General features: G+C 67.0%; 16 protein-coding genes and 2 tRNA genes. 15 read left to right on the top strand and 3 right to left on the bottom strand.

Annotated features, from left to right (window positions below):
* The first annotated feature begins 94 nt into the window (after nucleotides 1-94).
* From tig to ACT54R_RS00775, 9 genes are all read left to right on the top strand, one after another.
* Nucleotides 95-1,447 carry a trigger factor gene (gene tig / locus ACT54R_RS00815; RefSeq protein ID WP_476322448.1) on the top strand — a complete coding sequence of 451 codons (1,353 nt, stop codon included), beginning with the start codon at nucleotides 95-97 and terminating at the stop codon, nucleotides 1,445-1,447.
* A gap of 99 nt (nucleotides 1,448-1,546) precedes the next feature.
* The gene (locus ACT54R_RS00810; protein ID WP_168458101.1) at nucleotides 1,547-2,182 is read left to right on the top strand and encodes an ATP-dependent Clp protease proteolytic subunit; all 636 of its coding nucleotides are present in this window, start codon (nucleotides 1,547-1,549) and stop codon (nucleotides 2,180-2,182) included.
* Between the two features lie 476 nt (nucleotides 2,183-2,658).
* A complete protein-coding gene (gene clpX, locus ACT54R_RS00805; protein ID WP_024278720.1) occupies nucleotides 2,659-3,927 on the top strand; it encodes an ATP-dependent Clp protease ATP-binding subunit ClpX in 1,269 nt (422 codons plus the stop codon).
* A gap of 417 nt (nucleotides 3,928-4,344) precedes the next feature.
* The gene (gene lon / locus ACT54R_RS00800; protein ID WP_168458100.1) at nucleotides 4,345-6,765 is read left to right on the top strand and encodes an endopeptidase La; all 2,421 of its coding nucleotides are present in this window, start codon (nucleotides 4,345-4,347) and stop codon (nucleotides 6,763-6,765) included.
* Between the two features lie 325 nt (nucleotides 6,766-7,090).
* Complete coding sequence (locus ACT54R_RS00795; protein ID WP_024278722.1) at nucleotides 7,091-7,369, top strand: HU family DNA-binding protein; 279 nt, start codon at nucleotides 7,091-7,093, stop codon at nucleotides 7,367-7,369.
* Between the two features lie 364 nt (nucleotides 7,370-7,733).
* Nucleotides 7,734-7,809, top strand: a tRNA-Val gene (locus ACT54R_RS00790).
* 268 nt (nucleotides 7,810-8,077) lie between these two features.
* A tRNA-Asp gene (locus ACT54R_RS00785) sits at nucleotides 8,078-8,154 on the top strand.
* A gap of 125 nt (nucleotides 8,155-8,279) precedes the next feature.
* Nucleotides 8,280-9,938, top strand: coding sequence for a B12-binding domain-containing radical SAM protein (locus ACT54R_RS00780; RefSeq protein WP_476322443.1), 1,659 nt, complete (start codon nucleotides 8,280-8,282; stop codon nucleotides 9,936-9,938).
* Nucleotides 9,939-10,055: 117 nt separating this feature from the next.
* Nucleotides 10,056-10,838 carry an SGNH/GDSL hydrolase family protein gene (locus ACT54R_RS00775; protein ID WP_476322440.1) on the top strand — a complete coding sequence of 261 codons (783 nt, stop codon included), beginning with the start codon at nucleotides 10,056-10,058 and terminating at the stop codon, nucleotides 10,836-10,838.
* A 3-nt stretch (nucleotides 10,839-10,841) separates the two neighbouring features.
* On the opposite strand, the gene ACT54R_RS00770 is transcribed toward ACT54R_RS00775, so the two are convergent.
* Together ACT54R_RS00770 and ACT54R_RS00765 are read right to left on the bottom strand one after the other, a co-directional pair.
* Nucleotides 10,842-11,504 carry an alpha/beta hydrolase gene (locus ACT54R_RS00770; RefSeq protein WP_476322437.1) on the bottom strand — a complete coding sequence of 221 codons (663 nt, stop codon included), beginning with the start codon at nucleotides 11,502-11,504 and terminating at the stop codon, nucleotides 10,842-10,844.
* 69 nt (nucleotides 11,505-11,573) lie between these two features.
* Nucleotides 11,574-12,506, bottom strand: coding sequence for a ring-cleaving dioxygenase (locus ACT54R_RS00765; RefSeq protein WP_476322434.1), 933 nt, complete (start codon nucleotides 12,504-12,506; stop codon nucleotides 11,574-11,576).
* A gap of 350 nt (nucleotides 12,507-12,856) precedes the next feature.
* On the opposite strand from ACT54R_RS00765, the gene ACT54R_RS00760 reads away from it, so the two are divergent.
* Nucleotides 12,857-14,248: a tetratricopeptide repeat protein gene (locus ACT54R_RS00760; protein ID WP_476322431.1), complete on the top strand. Its 1,392-nt coding sequence runs from the start codon at nucleotides 12,857-12,859 to the stop codon at nucleotides 14,246-14,248.
* A gap of 13 nt (nucleotides 14,249-14,261) precedes the next feature.
* Nucleotides 14,262-15,284, top strand: a complete 1,023-nt coding sequence (locus ACT54R_RS00755) for a FecR family protein (protein WP_476322428.1) — start codon at nucleotides 14,262-14,264, stop codon at nucleotides 15,282-15,284.
* A 6-nt stretch (nucleotides 15,285-15,290) separates the two neighbouring features.
* Here ACT54R_RS00755 and ACT54R_RS00750 read toward each other — a convergent pair whose 3' ends face one another.
* Nucleotides 15,291-16,469, bottom strand: a complete 1,179-nt coding sequence (locus ACT54R_RS00750) for a hypothetical protein (protein WP_476322425.1) — start codon at nucleotides 16,467-16,469, stop codon at nucleotides 15,291-15,293.
* 233 nt (nucleotides 16,470-16,702) lie between these two features.
* Here ACT54R_RS00750 and ACT54R_RS00745 point away from each other — a divergent pair, with 233 nt between their 5' ends.
* The 4 genes from ACT54R_RS00745 to ACT54R_RS00730 all read left to right on the top strand — a co-directional run bounded on the left by ACT54R_RS00745 (nucleotide 16,703) and on the right by ACT54R_RS00730 (nucleotide 20,501).
* Nucleotides 16,703-17,710, top strand: coding sequence for an ABC transporter substrate-binding protein (locus ACT54R_RS00745; RefSeq protein WP_476322422.1), 1,008 nt, complete (start codon nucleotides 16,703-16,705; stop codon nucleotides 17,708-17,710).
* A gap of 202 nt (nucleotides 17,711-17,912) precedes the next feature.
* Complete coding sequence (locus ACT54R_RS00740) at nucleotides 17,913-18,695, top strand: ABC transporter ATP-binding protein (protein ID WP_476322419.1); 783 nt, start codon at nucleotides 17,913-17,915, stop codon at nucleotides 18,693-18,695.
* 182 nt (nucleotides 18,696-18,877) lie between these two features.
* Complete coding sequence (locus ACT54R_RS00735; protein WP_476322416.1) at nucleotides 18,878-19,702, top strand: arylamine N-acetyltransferase family protein; 825 nt, start codon at nucleotides 18,878-18,880, stop codon at nucleotides 19,700-19,702.
* Between the two features lie 28 nt (nucleotides 19,703-19,730).
* Nucleotides 19,731-20,501, top strand: a complete 771-nt coding sequence (locus tag ACT54R_RS00730; protein ID WP_476322413.1) for an ABC transporter permease — start codon at nucleotides 19,731-19,733, stop codon at nucleotides 20,499-20,501.

Raw genomic sequence — 20,501 nt, 5'->3', positions numbered from 1 at the left:
GCCGCGCGGCCTCCGGCGATTGCCGCGGGATGCCGGTGACAGCGCTGAATTCAAGTTAACGCGCCTGGCGCGATGAGGATGTGAAGGCAAGACGATGCAGGTGACCGAGACCGGGGCCGAGGGCCTCAAGCGCGCTTTCCGTGTGGTGGTGTCCGCCGCCGACCTCGACGCCCGGGCCGACGCCCGGCTCAACGAGCTGAAGGGCCAGGTGAAGCTGAACGGCTTCCGCCCCGGCAAGGTGCCCGTGGCCCATCTCAAGCGCGTCTACGGCAAGTCCGTGATGTCCGAGATCATCGAGCAGACTGTCAACGAAACCAACGGCAAGATCGTCGAGGAGCACGGCTTCAAGCTCGCGCTCCAGCCCCGGATCAAGGGTCCGGAAGAGGATCCCCAGTTCCAGACCCTGCTCGATGGCGGAAAGGACCTCGCCTACGACGTGGAGCTGGAGATTCTGCCGAAGATCGAGCTCGGCAACTTCAAGGACATCTCCGTCGAGAAGCCGGTGGTCGAGGTGACCCAGGCCGAGGTCGACGAGGCGGTGCAGCGCATCGCCGACGCCAACCGCCCCTTCGCCACCAAGGAAGGTGCGGCCGCCGAGGGTGATCGCGTCACCATTGATTTCACCGGCTATGTGGACGGCGAGAAGTTCCAGGGCGGCGAAGGCCAGGACATCGACGTCCTCATCGGCTCCAAGGGCTTCATCCCCGGCTTCGAGGAGCAGCTCGTCGGCGCCACCGCCGGTGAGAACCGCACCCTGAGCGTCACCTTCCCGGAGGCCTACGCGGCCAAGGAACTGGCCGGCAAGGCCGCGACCTTCGAGGTGACCGTGAAGTCCGTCGACGCGCCCGGCGCGGTCACCATCGACGACGCGTTCGCCGCGACCCTCGGCCAGGAGAGCCTCGAGAAGCTCAAGGAGACCGTGAAGGAGCGGATTTCCCAGGAATACGCCGGCGCCGCCCGCCAGAAGGTGAAGCGCGCCCTCCTGGACGGACTCGATGCGACCCACAAGTTCGAGGTGCCGGAAGGCCTCGTGGAGCAGGAATTCTACGGCGTGTGGAGCCGGGTGAACGAGGATCTCGCCGCCCAGGGCCGCACCTTCGCGGATGAAGGCACGACCGAGGAAGAGGCCCGCCAGGATTACCGCCGCATCGCCGAGCGCCGCGTGCGCCTCGGCCTGGTGCTTGCGGAAATCGGGGAGCGCAACAATATCCAGGTTTCCGACGACGAGGTGACGCGCGCGGTGGTCGAACGGGCCCGCCAGTTCCCCGGCCAGGAGCAGCAGGTGTGGGACTATTACCGCCGCACCCCTGAAGCTCTGGCGTCCGTGCGCGCCCCCCTGTTCGAGGAGAAGGTTGTCGACTTCCTCCTGGAGCTCGCCAACGTGACCGAGAAGACGGTCACCAAGGAAGAGCTCTTCAAGGATGACGAGGACGAGAAGGCGGCCTGAGGCTCGGGTCGCGATCCGTCCTGCGACGAAATCGCGCGGCACGCCGGTGGCGGCGTGCCCTTACCCGCGCCCTCCCATGCGCCCCCCGGGGGATTTAAGATGCGTGATCCTGTCGATACTTACATGAATTACCTGATCCCCATGGTGGTCGAGCAGACCAACCGTGGCGAGCGGTCCTACGACATCTTTTCCCGCCTCCTGAAGGAGCGCATCCTTTTCCTGACCGGCCCGGTTGAGGACGGCATGTCCACCCTCGCGGTGGCGCAGCTGCTGTTCCTCGAGGCGGACAATCCGAAGAAGGAAATCTCGATGTACATCAACTCCCCCGGCGGAGTGGTGACGTCGGGCCTCGCCATCTACGACACCATGCAGTTCATCAAGCCGGCGGTGTCGACGCTCTGCATCGGCCAGGCGGCCTCCATGGGCTCGCTGCTGCTGACCGCGGGTGAGAAGGGGATGCGATTCGCGCTGCCGAACGCCCGAATCATGGTCCATCAGCCGTCCGGCGGCTTCCAGGGCCAGGTGACGGACATCATGCTCCACGCCCAGGAAATCCTCAGCCTCAAGAAGCGGCTGAATGAAATCTACGTGAAGCATACCGGCCAGCCCTTCGAGGCGATCGAGAATGCCCTCGAGCGCGACAACTTCATGACCTCCGAAGCCGCCAAGGAGTTCGGGCTCATCGATTCCGTGATCGACAAGCGCCCGACTGATGAGGCCGCCAAGGCCGCCTGAGGTCGAGCACGAGCTTGGCCGCAAGGCGGGGTAGGGCAATTGCGATAGTTGGGCAACAGGCCCGGCGTTCTCGCATTGCCCCACTTGCGTGCGGTGCAAGATCGCGCTTGCATGTCGTTAAGCCGGCATCGGATGCCGCGTTGTCGGCCCCCGCCTGATGGTGGGGGCCTTCGCGTTTCGGGGCCATGAACCGTCGGGGGCCGGACTTCGTACAGAGTTCCGGGTTCAGACTTGCGAAAGGTCGTGGACAGACGATCGGCGGACGGCGCGACCCCAGGGTCGGCGGCGGTGCATCCCTTGGTCTGGGGAATGTCGCCCGCCTGCCTTGATCGCGTCGCCTCAAGGTGGTTGGCTTTTGAAAAGTCGATCACCACATTCGGGCTTGGCGAGGTTTTTGCTTCGTACAAACCCCATATGAGGCCCTGACGAAATGGCCGGTCATATGTCCGGTTCGTGAGGGCGTTAGGAGACGTAAGATGAGCAAGACCGGCGGCAGCGACAGCAAGAACACGCTTTACTGCTCGTTCTGCGGCAAGAGCCAGCATGAGGTCAGGAAGCTCATCGCCGGACCCACCGTGTTCATCTGCGACGAGTGCGTCGAGTTGTGCATGGACATCATCCGGGAAGAGTCGAAGTCCTCTCTGGTGAAGTCGCGGGATGGCATCCCGACCCCGAAGGAGATCCGCAAGGTCCTCGATGACTATGTCATCGGCCAGGACCACGCGAAGAAGGTTCTCTCCGTGGCGGTGCACAACCACTACAAGCGTCTCAACCACGCCACCAAGCACGGCGACGTGGAACTCGCGAAGTCCAACATCCTGCTGATCGGGCCCACCGGCTCCGGCAAGACGCTGCTCGCGCAGACGCTGGCGCGCATCCTTGATGTGCCCTTCACCATGGCCGACGCCACCACGCTGACCGAAGCCGGTTACGTGGGCGAGGACGTGGAGAACATCATCCTCAAGCTGCTCCAGGCGGCCGACTACAATGTCGAGCGGGCGCAGCGCGGTATCGTCTACATCGACGAGATCGACAAGATCAGTCGCAAATCCGACAATCCGTCCATCACCCGTGACGTCTCGGGCGAGGGCGTGCAGCAGGCCTTGCTGAAGATCATGGAAGGCACGGTGGCGTCCGTTCCTCCCCAGGGCGGCCGCAAGCATCCTCAGCAGGAATTCCTGCAGGTGGACACCACCAACATCCTGTTCATCTGCGGCGGCGCGTTCGCCGGCCTCGACAAGATCATCTCGTCCCGCTCCAAGGGCTCCACCTCCATCGGCTTCCAGGCCAAGGTGGCGCCGCCCGAGGATCGCCGGCCCGGCGAGGTGTTCCGCGAGGTCGAGCCAGAGGATCTGCTGAAGTACGGCCTCATCCCCGAGTTCATCGGCCGCCTGCCCGTGCTGGCGACGCTGGGTGACCTCGACGAGGAGGCGCTGAAGAAGATCCTCTCCGAGCCGAAGAACGCCCTGGTCAAGCAGTACCAGCGGCTGTTCGAGATGGAGAGCGTGGACCTCACCATCCACGAGGAGGCCCTTGGCGCCATCGCCCGCAAGGCGATCGAGCGCAAGACCGGCGCCCGTGGCCTCAGGTCCATCATGGAAGGCATCCTGCTGGACACCATGTTCGACCTCCCCGGTCTGGAAGGGGTCGAAGAGGTGGTCATCAGCCGGGAAGTCGTCGAGCAGAATGCGCGCCCGCTCTACATCTACGCCGATCGCGTCGGCGACGCGGGCGCCAGTGCGTGACGTGTCGGGCCCCGCGCCTCTCCCCAGACCTCGCGGTTTCGGGAGAGGGCGGGACACGACCGGAGTTCAGCCGGCCCGGATCCGTTCCGACCGGCGGATGGTCCCGGTTCGGGTCAGGGCCCGGGGCATGAGGCGGGAGATGACGACCGGGGCCGATGCGCCGGTTCGCCCTCTTCTCGGGGGGCTCGCCCGCAAGGGACGATCCTCCAAAGAGGTCAATGGTGTGCCCTTGAAACGGGCAGGTTGCGTGTCCATCTACTTTTCGAAAGTTCCGGTCTCGGGGGTCGGACCTCGTGCCTCCTGCGGCGCAAGCCGCTTCAGCATTGAAAATCCACGCCCGTCTCCGGCCGCGTGCACGCGCGGCAACGCAGTTCTGCGCCCAAATCCAGCGCGTGCACTTCTTGAAAGGATTGCGTCATGACGAGCCAGAAGCCGCGCCCGCCGCTCGTTGCCGGAGTGTCCCAGACCTTCCCGGTCCTCCCGCTTCGCGACATCGTGGTGTTTCCCCACATGATCGTCCCCCTGTTCGTGGGGCGCGAAAAGTCCATTCGCGCCCTCGAAGAGGTCATGCGCGGCGATACCTATATCCTGCTCGCCACCCAGGAAAATGCGTCGGATGACGATCCCGCCCCCGAGGCCATTTTCCCGGTGGGCACGCTCGCGACCGTGCTGCAACTGCTGAAGCTGCCCGACGGCACCGTGAAGGTGCTGGTCGAAGGCGTCAGCCGCGCCCAGGTGACACGCTATACCGACCGGACCGACCTCTACGAGGCCGAGGCCATCACGCTCGACGACGAGGTCGGTGACCGCGTCGAGGGTGAGGCCCTCGCGCGCTCGGTGGTCACCGAGTTCGAGAACTATGTGAAGCTGAACAAGAAGGTGTCGCCCGAGGTGGTCGGCGTCGTCAGCCAGATCGACGACCACTCCAAGCTCGCCGACACCGTCGCCTCGCATCTCGCGGTGAAGATTCCCGAGAAGCAGGGCGTGCTGGAGACCCTGAAGGTGTCCGACCGCCTGGAGAAGGTGCTCGGCCTGATGGAGAGCGAGATCTCCGTGCTCCAGGTGGAAAAGCGCATCCGGACCCGCGTGAAGCGGCAGATGGAGAAGACCCAGCGCGAGTACTACCTGAACGAGCAGATGAAGGCGATCCAGAAGGAGCTGGGCGACGAGGACGGCAAGGACGACCTGCAGGAGCTGGAGGACCGCATCAAGCGGACCAAGCTCACCAAGGAAGCCCGCGAAAAGGCGACGCACGAGCTGAAGAAGCTCCGCCAGATGTCGCCCATGTCGGCCGAAGCCACAGTGGTGCGCAACTATCTGGACTGGCTGCTCTCCATCCCGTGGGGCGTGAAGAGCAAGGTCAAGAAGGATCTGAACTACGCGCAGGAGATCCTCGACAGCGATCACTACGGCCTCGACAAGGTCAAGGAGCGCATCGTCGAGTACCTGGCCGTGCAGAGCCGCGCCAACAAGCTCACCGGGCCCATCCTGTGCCTCGTCGGTCCTCCCGGCGTCGGCAAGACCTCGCTCGGCAAGTCCATCGCCAAGGCGACGGGCCGTGAGTTCGTGCGTGTCGCCCTCGGCGGTGTGCGCGACGAGGCGGAGATCCGTGGTCACCGGCGGACCTATATCGGCTCCATGCCGGGCAAGGTCATCCAGTCCATGCGCAAGGCGAAGAAGTCGAACCCGCTCTTCCTCCTGGACGAGATCGACAAGATGGGCGCCGATTTCCGCGGCGATCCGTCTTCGGCCCTGCTCGAGGTGCTGGACCCCGAGCAGAACCACACCTTCAACGACCACTATCTGGAGGTGGACTACGACCTCTCGAACGTCATGTTCGTGACCACGGCGAACACGCTGAACATCCCGCCGGCCCTTCTGGACCGCATGGAGGTGATTCGCATCGCCGGCTACACGGAAGACGAGAAGGTGGAGATCGCGCGCAAGCACCTGATCCCCAACTCGCTCCAGAAGCACGGCATGACCGAGAAGGAGTGGACCATCGACAACGAGGCCCTGCTCACCCTCATTCGCCGCTACACGCGGGAAGCGGGCGTGCGCAACCTCGAGCGTGAGATCTCCACCCTCGCCCGCAAGGCGGTGAAGGAGCTCATGCTCTCCAAGAAGAAGTCGGTGAAGGTCACGGGCAAGAATCTCGAGGACTTCCTCGGTGCCCCGCGCTTCCGCTACGGCGAGGTGGAGACCGAGGACCAGGTGGGCGTCGTCACCGGCCTCGCCTGGACCGAGGTGGGCGGCGAGTTGCTGACCATCGAAGGCCTCATGATGCCCGGCAAGGGCAAGATGACGGTCACGGGCAACCTGCGTGACGTGATGAAGGAGAGCATCTCCGCGGCGGCGTCCTACGTCCGCTCGCGGGCGGTGGACTTCGGCATCGAGCCGCCCCTGTTCGAGCGGCGCGACATCCACGTCCACGTTCCCGAGGGGGCGACCCCGAAGGACGGCCCGTCCGCCGGCGTCGCCATGGCCACGGCCATCGTGTCGGTCATCACCGGCATCCCCGTCCGTCGCGACGTGGCGATGACCGGCGAGATCACCCTGCGCGGCCGGGTGCTGCCCATCGGCGGCCTCAAGGAAAAGCTCCTTGCAGCGCTCCGCGGCGGCATCAAGAAGGTGCTGATCCCCGAGGAGAACGCCAAGGATCTGGCGGACATCCCGGCCAATGTGAAGAACGCGCTGGAGATCGTGCCGGTGTCGCGCATGGACGAGGTGCTGGCCAACGCGTTGGTTCGCCCGCCCGAGCCCATCACCTGGGAAGAGCGCCCGGTGAACAACCCGCCGGTCGCCGACGAGGACAACGCGGGCGTGGTCGCCCACTGACGCGAAAAACAGGCCGGATTGTCCGCAACCCGGCCTGTATCAACAGTTTCTGAACATTTCTTCGAGGGCGTGTCGCCGCCATCTCCGGGCTACCGGGGTGTGCAGGGCACGCCCTCAGTCTTTTCAAGAACTTAACGCCGCCTGTGCCGCTGCGCTGCGCATCCTCCGCGCCGCTCCCCTTCGCAGGCGCAAGGCGCAAAATCGTGCATTGGTGCGGGTTTGGCGCCAATCGCGCTTGCAAAAGCCTTATTTTCCGTGATGCTCGCGCCGTTCGTCAGGGCACGCCCTGCACGATTCGCGTTCTGACAACGGAAGGAAAGGTCAGATGACCACCAAGAACGAACTGATCGCCGCCGTGGCCGAAGAGGCGAAGCTGACGAAGACCGCTGCGGCTGCGGCTGTGGACGCGACCTTCGACATCATCGCCAAGGCGCTCAAGGATGGCGAGGAAGTCAAGCTGATCGGTTTCGGCAGCTTCTCCGTGGTGACGCGCGCTGCCCGTGAAGGCCGCAACCCGCGCACCGGCAAGCCGGTGAAGATCAAGGCTTCCAAGGCGCCGAAGTTCACCCCCGGCAAGGGCCTCAAGGAAGCCGTCAACGACTGATCCGGCCTGCGGCCCGGGCGCACGCTGCGCCGGCCGCTGTTGCCGTGTCATGTGCCTCTCCGGAATGCTTTCCGGGGGGCTATCCGGACGCTCCCGGCCCGGCCGTACCGGGCGGAGCGTCCCCGATCCGACTAAGCCCCCAGCGCCGCGTCGCATGACGCCTCAAGCGCTATGCGCGGAGCACGATGCCCGGGGCGATGACGTTCCCGCGCCCACCACAATTTCCTGATATTTTTCGATCTGGCGGGATGGACCAGCACGGAGTTCGCCTGTGTGCGCTCGCCGTTCCATCGGCGTTGACGCGCGCGCGCTCTTGCCGCTGCGGCCCGGGCGGACTATAGCGCCGAAAGGTCCTGCGACGACCGGGCGGTTAGCTCAGTTGGTAGAGCATCTCGTTTACACCGAGAGGGTCGGCGGTTCGAGCCCGTCACCGCCCACCATGTCCGGTTCCTGCGTTCCCCGCTTTGGCATCCGCGATTCCGCCCATGGCTCTCTTGCGCCGCTGGTGTCGCGCAGTGCCCGACGAAACCTCCCATTTCACGCCAGGGGCGCGACACGCGAGCTGCGCAGCAAGCCTCTGAAATCATTTGGTTTTGTCTGGGCTGTGGACAACTTCCTGGCAAAAAATGCGCGGCTTGCTTGACTTGGGCGGAGGGGTGCCGTACCACGCCGCTCTCCTCGGCGGTCGGCAAGACCTTCCGCCGGTCCGGGGGTGTAGCTCAGTTGGTTAGAGCGCCGGCCTGTCACGCCGGAGGTCGCGGGTTCGAGCCCCGTCACTCCCGCCATTTCAATATCCTCCCAAATATCGCCGAAGGACGTCCCGCGACTTGATCGTCGGGTTTCCCGCGCGTTGCGATGACAGGGGCGCGCAACCGCCCTATGGTCCGCCGTGTACTCATGTGGAGCGGCGATGTCGGACGTCAGGGTTCTGCTTCTTTATCCGCGGTTCGCCCAGGAGAGCTTCTGGCGCAATCTTGACCTTGCGCGGCTCAAGGGGGCCCGCTGCATGGCGCCGCCGCTCGGCCTCATCACCGTCGCCGCGCTGTTGCCGGCCCGATGGGAGGCGCGGCTCTGCGATCTGAACGCCCGCGCGCTGGACCCCGCCGATCTGGAATGGGCGGATGTGGTCTTCGTCAGCGGAATGCTGCCCCAGCGCCAGGAGGCGCTGGCCGCCGTCGCCGCCGTGCAGGCCGCCGGCAAGGTGGTGGTGGTCGGCGGGCCGGATGTGTCCTCCAGCCCCGAGGCCTATGCGGCTGCTGATTTCCGTGTCCTCGGCGAGGCCGAGGCGACCCTCGACGCGTTCGTCGCAGCCTGGGAGGGCGGTGCCCGGTCCGGCCTCATCACGGCTCCCGAGGAGCGGCCGGACGTGACCCGAACGCCGGTGCCGCGCTTCGATTTGCTCAACCTGCCGGATTATCTGTTCGTGGGCGTGCAGTTTTCCCGCGGCTGCCCCTTCACCTGCGAATTCTGCGACATCATCGAGCTTTACGGGCGGGTGCCACGCACCAAGACGACGGCGCAGATGCTGGCCGAACTGGAGGCCCTGTATGCGCTCGGCTACCGCGGCCATGTGGATTTCGTCGACGACAATCTCATCGGCAACAAGAAGGCGGTCAAAGCCTTCCTGCCGCACCTGATCGAATGGCAGCGGGCGCACGGTCACCCCTTCCATTTCTCCACTGAGGCGTCGCTCAACCTCGCCGATGATTCCGCGTTGCTCGATCTGATGGCGCAGGCCGGGTTCTATCTGGTGTTCGTGGGCATTGAGAGCCCCGATCCCGAGGTGCTGCGCTCGACCCAGAAGAAACAGAACACGAGGCGGGACATCGCAGCCAGCGTGCATCGGATCTATGCGGCCGGAATCGTGGTGATCGCCGGCTTCATCGTAGGCTTCGACAATGAGTCGCCCGACGCGGCGGACGCCATGGCGGAGCTGATCGAGGAGGCGGCCATCCCGGTGGTCTCGCTGGGCCTGCTCTATGCGCTCCCCGACACCCAGCTCTCCCGCAGGCTGGAGCGGGAAGGGCGCATGTTCCCGCTCAAGGAAGAGGACTTCCGCCACGGGGACCAGACCGGCGCGGGCCTCAATTTCGCGACCCTGGAGCCGCGCATCGACGTGCTGCGGCGCTACCGCGAGGTCTATGCCCGGGTCTATGCGCCGGGCGCCTTCTTCGGCCGCATCCGCCGGCTCTCGGAGCTGGTCGGGCGGCAGGCGGGGGACGCCGCCTCGAGCGAGCCGCCGGCCCCGCCAGCGCCCGTCGATGTCCGGCAGCTGGTTGCAGATCTCGCGCGGCTGTTCGGCGTGCTCGCCACCGTAGCGTGGCGCCATCCGCGCGTGGCGGTCCACATCTGGCTGGTGGCGCTGCGGGGGCTGAAGCGGCTGGACAGGCTGGAGCAGCTGCTTTCGCTGGCGCTGTTCTACATGCACCTCGGCCCCTTTTCCCGAAAGGTGGTGCGCGATGTCTCGCGGCAGATCGCCGAGATCGAGGCGGGCCGGTGGGTCGATCCTCGCCCTGAGGTCGCCGGGCCGGCGCAAGGCGGGGCATCGCCGTTGCGCGCGGCGGAGTGAGGCGCGGTCGCGCAGGGCGCCCGGCAGAGCTTTGCAGTTGACGCCGCGGACACCTTGGGTTCAATCCGGCCCGGTGCCCGCCGGCGGGCGCCGTCTCATCCGGATCGGTCCTTCCCCATGCGCTGCCTTCGCTTCCTTGCCATCCCGCTGCTCGCCGTTCTGGGCGGCGCCCTTGTCGCCGGCACGCCGAGCGCTGTCCTTGCCGCGGGCTGCACGGCGCGGCCCTCGCCGGCGTTGTCGATGCCTGCGGGGGCGCGGGCGCTCAGGGAGGGCCAGCCTCTGCGCATCCTCGCCATCGGCTCCTCCACCACGGCCGGCGTGGGCGCATCGAGTGGCGACACCAACTATCCGAGCCAGCTCGCCCGCCGCCTTACGGCTGCCCTGGGCGAGGGGCGGGTGGTCATGGTGAATGCCGGCGTCTCCGGCGAGACCGGGCCGTCCACGCTGGCGCGCCTGCAGTCGCTCGTGCAGACCCAGCCGGCGCCGCATCTGGTGCTGTGGCAGGTGGGGACGAACGACGTGATCTTCGGCGGCGATCCGGCCCGGCTGCGCGCGACTGTCGCCGATGGCCTCGCCGCCATCGCGGCGTCCGGCGCGGCGGTGGTGGTCATCGACCAGCAGTATTTCCCCGGCATCAACGATCTCGGCCGCTACGAGGCGTTCGTCGCGGCGGTGAATGCGGCGGCCTCGGCGCGCGGCGTGCCGCTGCTGCGCCGCTACGCGATGATGAAGCAGTGGGCCGCGGAAGACCCCAAGGGGTTCCGCGGCACCCTGTCGTGGGACAGCTTCCACATGAACGACGCCGGCTACACCTGCCTGGCCGATGCCCTGGCGCCGGCCATCATTGCGGCCGCGAAGCAGGGCGGTGGCGGCACGGCCTCGGCCAAGCCGGCGCGCTGAGCCTCAGGCCGCCGCGGCGCCCGTGCGCGCGAGAAAGTCGCGCATGGCCGTTATGTCGGTGGGCGTGAGGCCGTGGCCACCCGGCAGCACGCGGTGCTCCACGCGGGCGCCGCGCTCATTGAGCTGGGCGGCGAGGCGTGCCGCATTGGCGGCGGGCACGATGGGATCGGCGGCTCCCGAGAGCATCAGCACCGGCGTTCCCGGAAGCGTGCCTGTCGGCGGGTTCGCCATCGGCACCATGGCCCGCAGCAGGGCCGCGCCGGAGAGCACGTCCGGACGCAGCATCAGCATGGCCGCGGCGATGTTCGCGCCGTTGGAGAATCCCACCGCCACCGGGGCGGCAAGGCCATAGGCGCTGCGCGCTTCGCCGATGAAATCGGCCAGCTCGTGGGCGCGCCGCACCACATCCTCTTCATCGAAGATGCCTTCCGCCAGCCGGCGAAAGAAGCGCGGCATGCCGCCTTCACTGATCTTGCCACGGGGCGAAAGCAGGGCTGCGCCGGGCGAGAGCATCCGCCCGAGGGGGATGAGGTCGTTCTCGTCACCCCCGGTGCCGTGGAGCAGCAGCAGAGGCGCGGCGGCCGGATCGGTCGCCGGCACGAAGCGATGGGTGAAGGAGAGGGCGCCCTGCGCGGGGGCGGCAAGCGCATCAGGAACGGTGGTCATTGGGGCAGTTCCTTTCCGGCCCGGCCGCTGGCGCGGCCGGGCGATGATGGGGGTGTCGGGCCTGTCCGATCAGGCGACCTGCGGCAGGACCCGCTCGATCTCGGCGCGATGCGCCTCGTACTGGGCCGGCAGCTTCAGCGCCTCGCCGAGATGCTCGGGCGCCTCGTCCACAGCGAAGCCGGGATCGTCGGTGGCGATCTCGAACAGGACGCCGCCGGGCTCGCGGAAGTAGACGGAGCGGAAGTAGTTCCGGTCCCGCTGCTCGGTGACGTGGCGGCCGTGGCGTGCCGTCAGCTTCTCCACCATCTCGGCCTGGGCCGCGTCGTCGGCGGCGCGGAAGGCGATGTGGTGGACGCTGCCGCGCCCCTGCCGGCCGGAGAGGAAGCCGCCGGCCTCGCGGATGTCCACGATGCCGCCGACCGCAACACCCGGCGCCCGGTAGCGGATGCGGGTGCCCTCGCGGCCGGCCTCCTCGAAGCGGAACACGTCGGTGAGAATGTCCGCGGTGGCGCCGGCTTCCTTCAGAAGGAGGGTCACCGAGTGCATGCCGCGGATGGCGTGCGCCTCGGGCACCTCGCCGCCGGCCCAGGCCGGCTCGGCCTCGATGCCGGGGACGCCGACGAGGGCGATGCGCATCCCGTCCGGATCCTTGAAGGCGATAACGGTCTCACCGAAACGCTTCTCCGGCAGGTCAGGAGACAGGCCGGCGGTGACGAGGCGTTCGGTCCAGTAGCTCACCGCTGCCTCGGGGATGCGGAACGCAGTTTCCTGCGTCTCGCCTACGCCCGCCCGGCCGGTGCCGGCGGCTTCCCAGGGGAAGAAGGTGAGGATGGAGCCGGGCGAGCCGGCGGCGTCGCCGAAATAGAAATGATAGGTGCCGGGATCGTCGAAATTGACGGTCTTCTTCACCAGCCGCAGCCCGAGGGTGCAGGTGTAAAAGTCGAGATTGCGACGGGCCGGGCCGGCGATGGCGGTCACGTGGTGAAGTCCGATGCTGCGCATGGTCTGCTCCTTGATCCTCTGGGCGGCACCGCGGCCGCCGTTGGACATCAATCTATGCAAGCAATTTCGGATTGAAAGCTGGATTGAATTGCATGCATGCAATCCGAGAATGCGCGGGCGTCCGTCGCGTCCATCGCGTCTTCCGCAAATCGCGAGAGCAGCGATTGGCGGCGGTATGATCGTGGCGCGAGTCCTATGCGCCTGTGGCAAAAATGCTTTTGCCCTCCGGAAATGCGCATGAATCCTTAGCTTGGCGGGTGACGTGGAATCCCCTTCCGTCACACGCAATGGTAAGGATCGCTTCACGGGCAAGGGGCGGGGCCTTGCCAGCAAGAGCCGGATGGTCAGGCATGCTGGTAAAGCGGTACAATACTCGGGGTGCGGACCCGAGCCGGGATGGCTTGGGCGCGCGGGCGACCGTGCGCGGCGCGGTGCTGGCTGCAACTCTGTGCGCGATGATGGGGCCGGCGCTGGCGGCGCAACAGACCGCACTGGCGGACGCGGACCCGGAATTCAACGCCCTGTTCGATCAGTCGCTAAAGCGTCCGGCGGACGTGGATCTCGCTTTCCGCCTCGCCCGGCGCGCGGTGGAAGTCGGCGACTACGAAGCGGCCATCGGCGTCTACGAACGCATCCTTTTCTACAATCCCAAGCTGGTGCGCGTGCGCCTCGAACTGGCGCGGCTCTATTACCGGCTGGGCGCCTACGAATCCGCGCGGGCCTATTTCGAGCCCATCGCCCAGTCGCCGGAACTGACCGGCCAGGAGCGGGACAACATCGCCGCCTATCTGGTGGAGATCGACCGCCGTCTTTCCACCAATCAGTGGAGCGTCTACGGGCAGGTGGGCGTGCGCTACCAGTCCAACGCCAATTATGGCCCCTCCAGCCGCCTCGTGATCGGCCAGGACGTGGGCGCGCTGCTGCCGCCGAGCGCGGCCGCGCAGGCGGACGGCAACGCCTTCGCCCTCGCCTCCATCCGCCACGTCTACGACTTCGGCAACCAGCGCGGCGATGTCTGGGAAACCAACCTCAATCTCTATTATTCGCAGCAGTTCCAGCTGCAGCAGCTGAACCTCGGCTTCGCCGAGTTCAACACCGGCCCGCGCTTCGCGCTGGCGCCGGATGCGCTGCCGGGCTCGTCCATCCGCGCCTATGTGCTCGCCGGTGGTGTGGCGCTGGGCGGCTCGGGCTATCTCGGCACCTACGGCGCGGGCGTCTCGCTCTATCTGCCCTTCAGCGCCTGGTTCGGGCTGGAGCCCTTCGCAGAGATCCGCCAGCGCGACTACCAGTCGTCGCAGGACTATCCCACCGCCTCCTTCCAGAGCGGCGAGATGTGGACGGTGGGCGGCAACGCCTTCGGCCGCATCACCGACGACTGGCGCTGGCGCGCGCGGCTGTCCTACAACGACGCCTCGGGCGACCTGCCCTGGTATTCCTACAACACCTTCGCCGTTGACCTGGCGCTGCCCTACGAGTTCCAGGGGCCGTGGGGCGTGAAGCGCTGGATCGTCATCCCGAGCGTCGGCTACACGCGCTACAATTACGACGCGCCCAACCCGTTCATCACCAAATTCATCACCGAGCAGGACAACCAGTACCGGGTGGGCCTTGCGCTCGACATGCCGGTCTACGAGCAGTGGGGGCTGCTGACGCAGGTCCAGTACAGCTGGTCCACCTCGACCTTGCCGAACTATGCGTTCGACAATTTCAGCGTTTCCATCGGCCCGAACGTGCGGTTCTGAGGAGCAACGCATCATGCCCATCAGCACCCCCGCCCGTCTCCTGGCCCGTCTCCTGGCGTCCGTCGCCTCCCTCGCCATCGTGGCCGCCACCGGACCGGCCCTCGCGCAGAACAGCGTCGGCACGGCCGCCGCGGTCAATCCCCGCTCCACCGGCAATGCCGGCTCGGGCGTGCGGACGCTGGAACTCGGCTCCAGCATCATCCACCGCGAGCGCATTGAGACCAGTTCCGCCGGCAGCGTGCAGGTCCTGTTCGTGGACAAGACCACGCTGAACATCGGCCCCAACTCGAACCTCGTCATCGACGAGTTCGTCTACGATCCCAACGCCAAGGCCGGCTCCATGGCGCTCACCCTCACCAAGGGCGCGGCGCGGTTCGTGGGCGGCAATGCCAGCCACACCGGCGGGGCCGAGGTGAAGACGCCGGTGGCGACCATCGGCATCCGCGGCGGGGTGGCGGCCATCATCCACCGCGACGGCGAGACCCAGGCGATCCTGCAGTTCGGCACGCTCACCGTGGTGGGGCCGGGCGGGGAGACCATCGTCGTCCGCCGTCCGGGCTTCATGGTGACGGTGGGGCGGGGCGGCATGACGGGGCCGGTGCGCGTCTCGCAGGCGCAGATCGACGCGGTCATCGCCCAGACCCGTAGCCAGAGCGGCCAGACGGGCGGGCGGCGCGGCCCGGTCGCCGATATTACCGGCCTCGACCGGGGCTCGAGCCATCCGTGCGGCGTGCCGGTCCAGGGCCAGACCACCATGGACCTCGCGGCGGCCACCTGCCGGTCGGTGAACACCCAGCTCCAGGGCGAGGCGGACACCATCGCCCAGCAGGCCTCCCAGCAGAACCAGGGCAACCTCGTCATCCCCGTCACCCCGCCGCCCTATGGCTACGGTGGAGGTGGCGGCTTCCCCGGCGGCTATGGCGGCGGTGGCGGCTTCCCGAACTTCCCCAACCTCCCGACCTTCCCGAACATTCCCGGTTTCCCGGGCGGCGGGCCCATCGGCGGCGGTGGCGGCGGCGGGCCGATCGGCTACTGAGCGCTCCTAGAGGAGCGCGCGGCAGCGCTCCGTCAGCACGTCCAGCGGATCGCGGGCGGCGAGTTCCGCCCGGTGCATCCGGCCGGCCGCCGCCGCGATCATGGCCATGTCCCTGTCCTCCAGCGCGGCCAGAACCGGCTCCGTCGCCACCCGCGCATCGGGATGGAACAGGGGGAAGTTGCGGCTGAGTCCTGCGGCGGCGAGCGCTTCGCCGTTCAGCCAGTGTTCCACATGCACCGAGAAGGTGATCTGCGGCACGCCCGCCGCCAGCGCATCCGCCGCCACCCCGGCGCTGCCCTGATGGATCAGCAGGCGGCTGCGGGCCATGGCCTCGTCCATGGACACCGGCCGTCCATGGACGGTGGCCCCGGCGGCCGAGAGCGGCGCGAGCCACGCGGGATCGACGCCGGGCACGAAGATCTCCAGCCGTGGCGCCAGCGCCATCAGCACGGCGGCCACGTCCGGGCGCGAGGCCACGTCGGTGTGGATATAGGCAAAGACGGTGCGGGCGCCGGGCGATGCCTCGCGCATGGTCTCGGCCATCACCGGCCCTTCCGCCTGCCGGCTGCGCAGGTCGGCGTAAGGGTCGAGCAACTGGAAGCTGCGCACGAAGGCATCGTCGCCCGTGAAGAGGGCGCCGATGCGGTCGATGGGGGCAAGGCTGTTGTCCGCCAGTGCGGCATTCACCGCCGCCACCACCTCCGCATCGGTGTGCAGCGGCGGCACGAAATCGTGGAACACCGGCATGGTCTCTAGCTCGGCCGGTGGCAGGCAATAGGCCGTGCTCACCTGCATCACCGGGCAGCGACCGCGGGCCACAAGGCCAGCGAGGGGGGCATAGTCGCAGACCATCAGGTCCGGCCGCTCGGCATCGAGCAGATCCACCCACGCCTTCATCACAGGGCGCACGCTATCGGGGTCGCGCAGGCCGACGCGGGCGAGGCTGTCGGTCAGTGTCGCGGAGGCGGGGATGTGGTCGTTGGGGCGCGGGGCAGGGGCGGGCCATGGCGGCGCCTGGAGGAGGCGGATTCCCGCTTCGGCCAGCGGCCCGGCATTCTGAAAGTGGCGCACCGCGGCCACCACCTCAACGCCGGCATCAGCGAGCCGCCGGCCGAGGCGCGCCAGCTGGATGGTATGGCCGAAGCCTGCCCCCTGCTCCCAGGTGAGCAGCACCCGCCGCGTCATTGCCGCTCCTTCTGAAGGTCACCGATGGATGGCCCAAGCCGCCACGCCTGTCCAGCCGCGCGCGATGCTCACTGTCTAAGCAATCTGCCGATATTGAGGGCAGGCGCTGTCTGCCTCATCGTGCGGCAGTCGCCGATCCCCGCTGCTGCCGGCGCGCCCCGCCTGCCGCTACGGCGTGATGGGCCGCTGGCATGGCGGTTGCAGTCGTCGCAGCGAAACCGAGGAGCCTTTTCATGAGCCTGATGCGTTCCGTTTTCGCCGCGGTCCTCGCCACCCTGGCGGCGGCGCCGGCCTTGGCCGAGACCGACGTGAAATTCGCGCTCGACTGGAAGTTCGAGGGGCCGTCCGCGCCTTATTTCGTGGCGCTGGACAAGGGCTACTACAAGGCCGAGGGCCTCAACGTCACCATCGACAGCGGGCCCGGCTCGGTGGCCGGCATCGCGCGGGTGGCGGCGGGCACCTATCCCATCGGCTTCTTCGACATCAACTCGCTGATGAAGTTCCGCGACCAGAACCCCGACAAGGCGGTGAAGGGCGTGCTCATGGTCTATGACGAGCCGCCCTTCGCCATCGTCAGCCTGAAGAAGACCGGCATCACCAAGCCGAAGGACCTCGAAAGCAAGATCCTCGGCGCCCCCGCGCCGGACGGAGCCTTCGCCCAGTGGAAGGCCTTCGTGAAGGAGAACGGTATCGACGCTGAGAAGGTGAAGATCGAGAACATCGGCTTCCCCGTGCGCGAGCCCATGCTGGCCGACGGCAAGGTGGACGCCATCACCGGCTTCTCCTTCTCCTCCTTCTTCAACCTGCGCCAGAAGGGCGTGCCGGCGGACGACATCGTGGTGATGCTCATGTCCAAGTACGGCCTCGTGCTCTACGGCAACGCCATCATGGTCAATCCCGACTTCGCCAAGGCCCACCCCGAGGTGGTGAAGGGCTTCGTGAAGGCGACCATCAAGGGCATCATCGACACGGCCAAGGATCCCAAGGGCGCCATCAAGTCTGTCATGAAGCGCAATGAGACGGCCGACGAGGCCATCGAGCTGGCCCGCCTCGAAATGGCGCTGAAGGACAACATCATCACCGACTGGGTAAAGGCCAACGGAATCGGGGACGTGGACCCGGCGCGGCTGGCGAAGTCCATCGACCAGGTGGGCATCACCTACGACTTCAAGGCCAAGCCCACCGCCGCGGACATCTTCACCAGCGAATATCTGCCGCCGGCGAGCGACCGGAAGATGTGAGGTCATCTCGTACCCCGGACGCATGCAGCGCGAGCGGAATGCGAGCCGGGGTCCAGCGCAAGGGTGCGCCGGAGGCGACCTGACCTCAGGTTGCCGGGGCGATCGCCGGCTTCACCGACCTTTCTCCTGGACCCCGGATCAGCGCTCCACCTGCGGTGTCGCTTGTCCGGGGAACGGCCGACGCCGAACCGAAAGGCCTCCCGTGATCGTCCTCGACAACGTGACCCTCACCTATCCCGGCCGCACCGGGCCCGTGACGGCGCTCGCCGGCACCACGCTTCACGTGCGCAAGGGCGAGTTCGCGGCGGTGGTGGGACCGTCAGGCTGCGGCAAGTCCACTCTGATGAAGCTCGTCACCGGCCTCATCCGCCCCACGTCCGGCACCGTCTCCATCGATGGCAAGGAGGTGAAGGGGCCGGTGAAGGTGGCGGGCATGGCCTTCCAGCACGCCAACCTCCTGCCGTGGCGTACCGTGCTGCAGAACGTGATGCTGCCGCTGGAGATCGTCGAGCCCTACCGCCGCCGCTTCTCCCGCGACAAGGCCGAGTTCCAGGACAAGGCCATGGCGCTGCTCAATGTGGTGGGCCTCGGCGCCTTCGCCGACCGCTTTCCTTGGGAGATGTCCGGCGGCATGCAGCAGCGCGCCTCGCTCTGCCGCTCGCTCATCCACCAGCCGGCCTTGCTGATGCTGGACGAGCCTTTTGCCGCGCTCGACGCCTTCACCCGGGAAGAGCTGTGGTGCGTGCTGCGCGACCTCTGGCAGGAGTTCGGCTTCACCGTCATCCTCGTCACCCACGATCTGCGGGAGGCGGCCTTCCTTGCAGACACGATCCACGTCATGAGCGCGCGCCCCGGCCGCATCGTGGAGACGCGGCAAGTGCCCTTCCTGCGCCCGCGCGATCTCGATGTCTGCTACCGGCCCCAGTTCACCGAACTGGTCCACGAGCTGCGCAACAAGATCGCCGAAGTGCGGCAGGCGGCGTGACTTCGCGGCACCGCGCACGGCTCTCCCAATTGGCGCGCTTGGCCTGTGGCCAAGCTGTTGCCGATCGCTGCCAGTCGTCGTTTCATGGGCCTGCGCCGGGCTCGAGGAGGCCGCTGGGACGGCCTCTTTCGGCAGGGTTCCCGCGGCGGTTTCTCCCATCCATCCGGATGCAAGGGGGACCAATGAGCGAGCTTTCCCTCACCGACTATTTCAGCCGCATCGGCTACACCAGCACTCCGCGCGCAGACCTCGCAACCCTCGCCGAGCTTCAGGCCAGGCATGTGCGCGCCATACCCTTCGAAGGGCTCGACCCGTTGGTGGGGAGCCCGGTGAAGCTGGACCTTCCCGCCATCGAGGCGAAGCTGGTCGGCAGCCGGCGCGGGGGCTACTGCTTCGAGCACGGGGTGCTGTTCAAGGCCGTGCTCGAACGGATCGGTTTCCCGGTGACCGGCCTGACGGGGCGGGTCCGCTGGATGTCGTCTCCGGACAGCCCGCTCAGCCCGCGCGAGCATATGCTCCTGCGCGTGGAGGCAGACGGCGCGCCACGTCTGGTGGATGTGGGCTTCGGCGCCTGTCTCGTCGACGAGCCGCTCGGCTTCGTGACGGATATCGAGCAGCCGACGGCCATGGGCACGTTCCGCCTCACCGTGGCCGATGGCCTGTTCACCCTGGAGGCGCGCCAGCCGGCAGGGTGGCGGACCATGTATGTGTTCGACCTGGTGCCACAGATCCATGCCGATTACGAACTCGGCAACTGGTACACCTCCACAAGCCCGAATGTGCCGTTCGTCAACATCCTGATCCTTGAGCGCCTGTCGGCCGACCGTCGGCACAAGATCATCGCGGACCGCTACATCGTTGAAGGTCGTGAAGGCGCGCGGCTGGAAGAGCGGCCCATCGAGGACGCCGATCAACTGGCGCGGTTGCTAGACAACATCTTCGGCATTTCTCCGCCTGTGCCGGCGGCCGACCTGCTGGCCCGCGTCTCGCGCGCGACGCGCGGCTGACGGACATCAAGGAGCGAGGTGAAACCCCATGAAGCTTTCCCTTGAAGACCTCGCCCCGGTCTATTTCACCATCGCCTTGTTCGTGATCTGGGAGGCGGCGTGCCGCCTGTTCAGGATCGATACGTTCATCCTGCCGGCCCCCACCGAGATCTTCGCCGCCATGGCAAAATACTGGTGGCCGCTTTTGAAGAATTCCTTCGTCACGCTCTGGACCACCATGGCCGGCTTTGCCATCGCGGTGGTGTTCGGCATTGCGCTGGGGGTGGTGGTGGGCTGGTCGCGCACCATCTACCGCGGGCTCTATCCGGTGATGATCGGCTTCAATTCGGTGCCCAAGGTGGCCGTGGTGCCGATCCTCATCATGTGGTTCGGCATCGGCGAAGTGCCGGCCATCCTCACCGCCTTCCTCATCTCCTTCTTCCCCATCGTGGTGAATGTTGCCACCGGCCTTGCCACCACCGAGCCGGAGCTGGAGGACGTGCTGCGCGCGCTCGGCGCCTCCAAGCTCGACATCATGCGCAAGGTTGGCATTCCCCGCACCGGGCCCTATCTCTTCGGGGCGTTGAAGGTGGGCATCACGCTCGCCTTCGTGGGCGCGGTGGTGTCCGAGACCATCGGCGCCAATGCGGGGGTGGGCCATCTCATGGTGCAGGCGGGCTCCAACTTCCAGATGCCGCTGGTGTTCGCCGGCCTTATCTCCCTCGCGATCCAGGGCATCCTCATGTACGCGATCTTCGCCGTGTTCGAGCGGCGGATGGTCGCCTGGGCCTTCCGCTCGTCCCAGAGCGCGGGAGGCTGA

Source organism: Xanthobacter sp. DMC47 (genome assembly GCF_056313845.1).
This window is presented reverse-complemented; position numbering and strand designations above follow the sequence as displayed.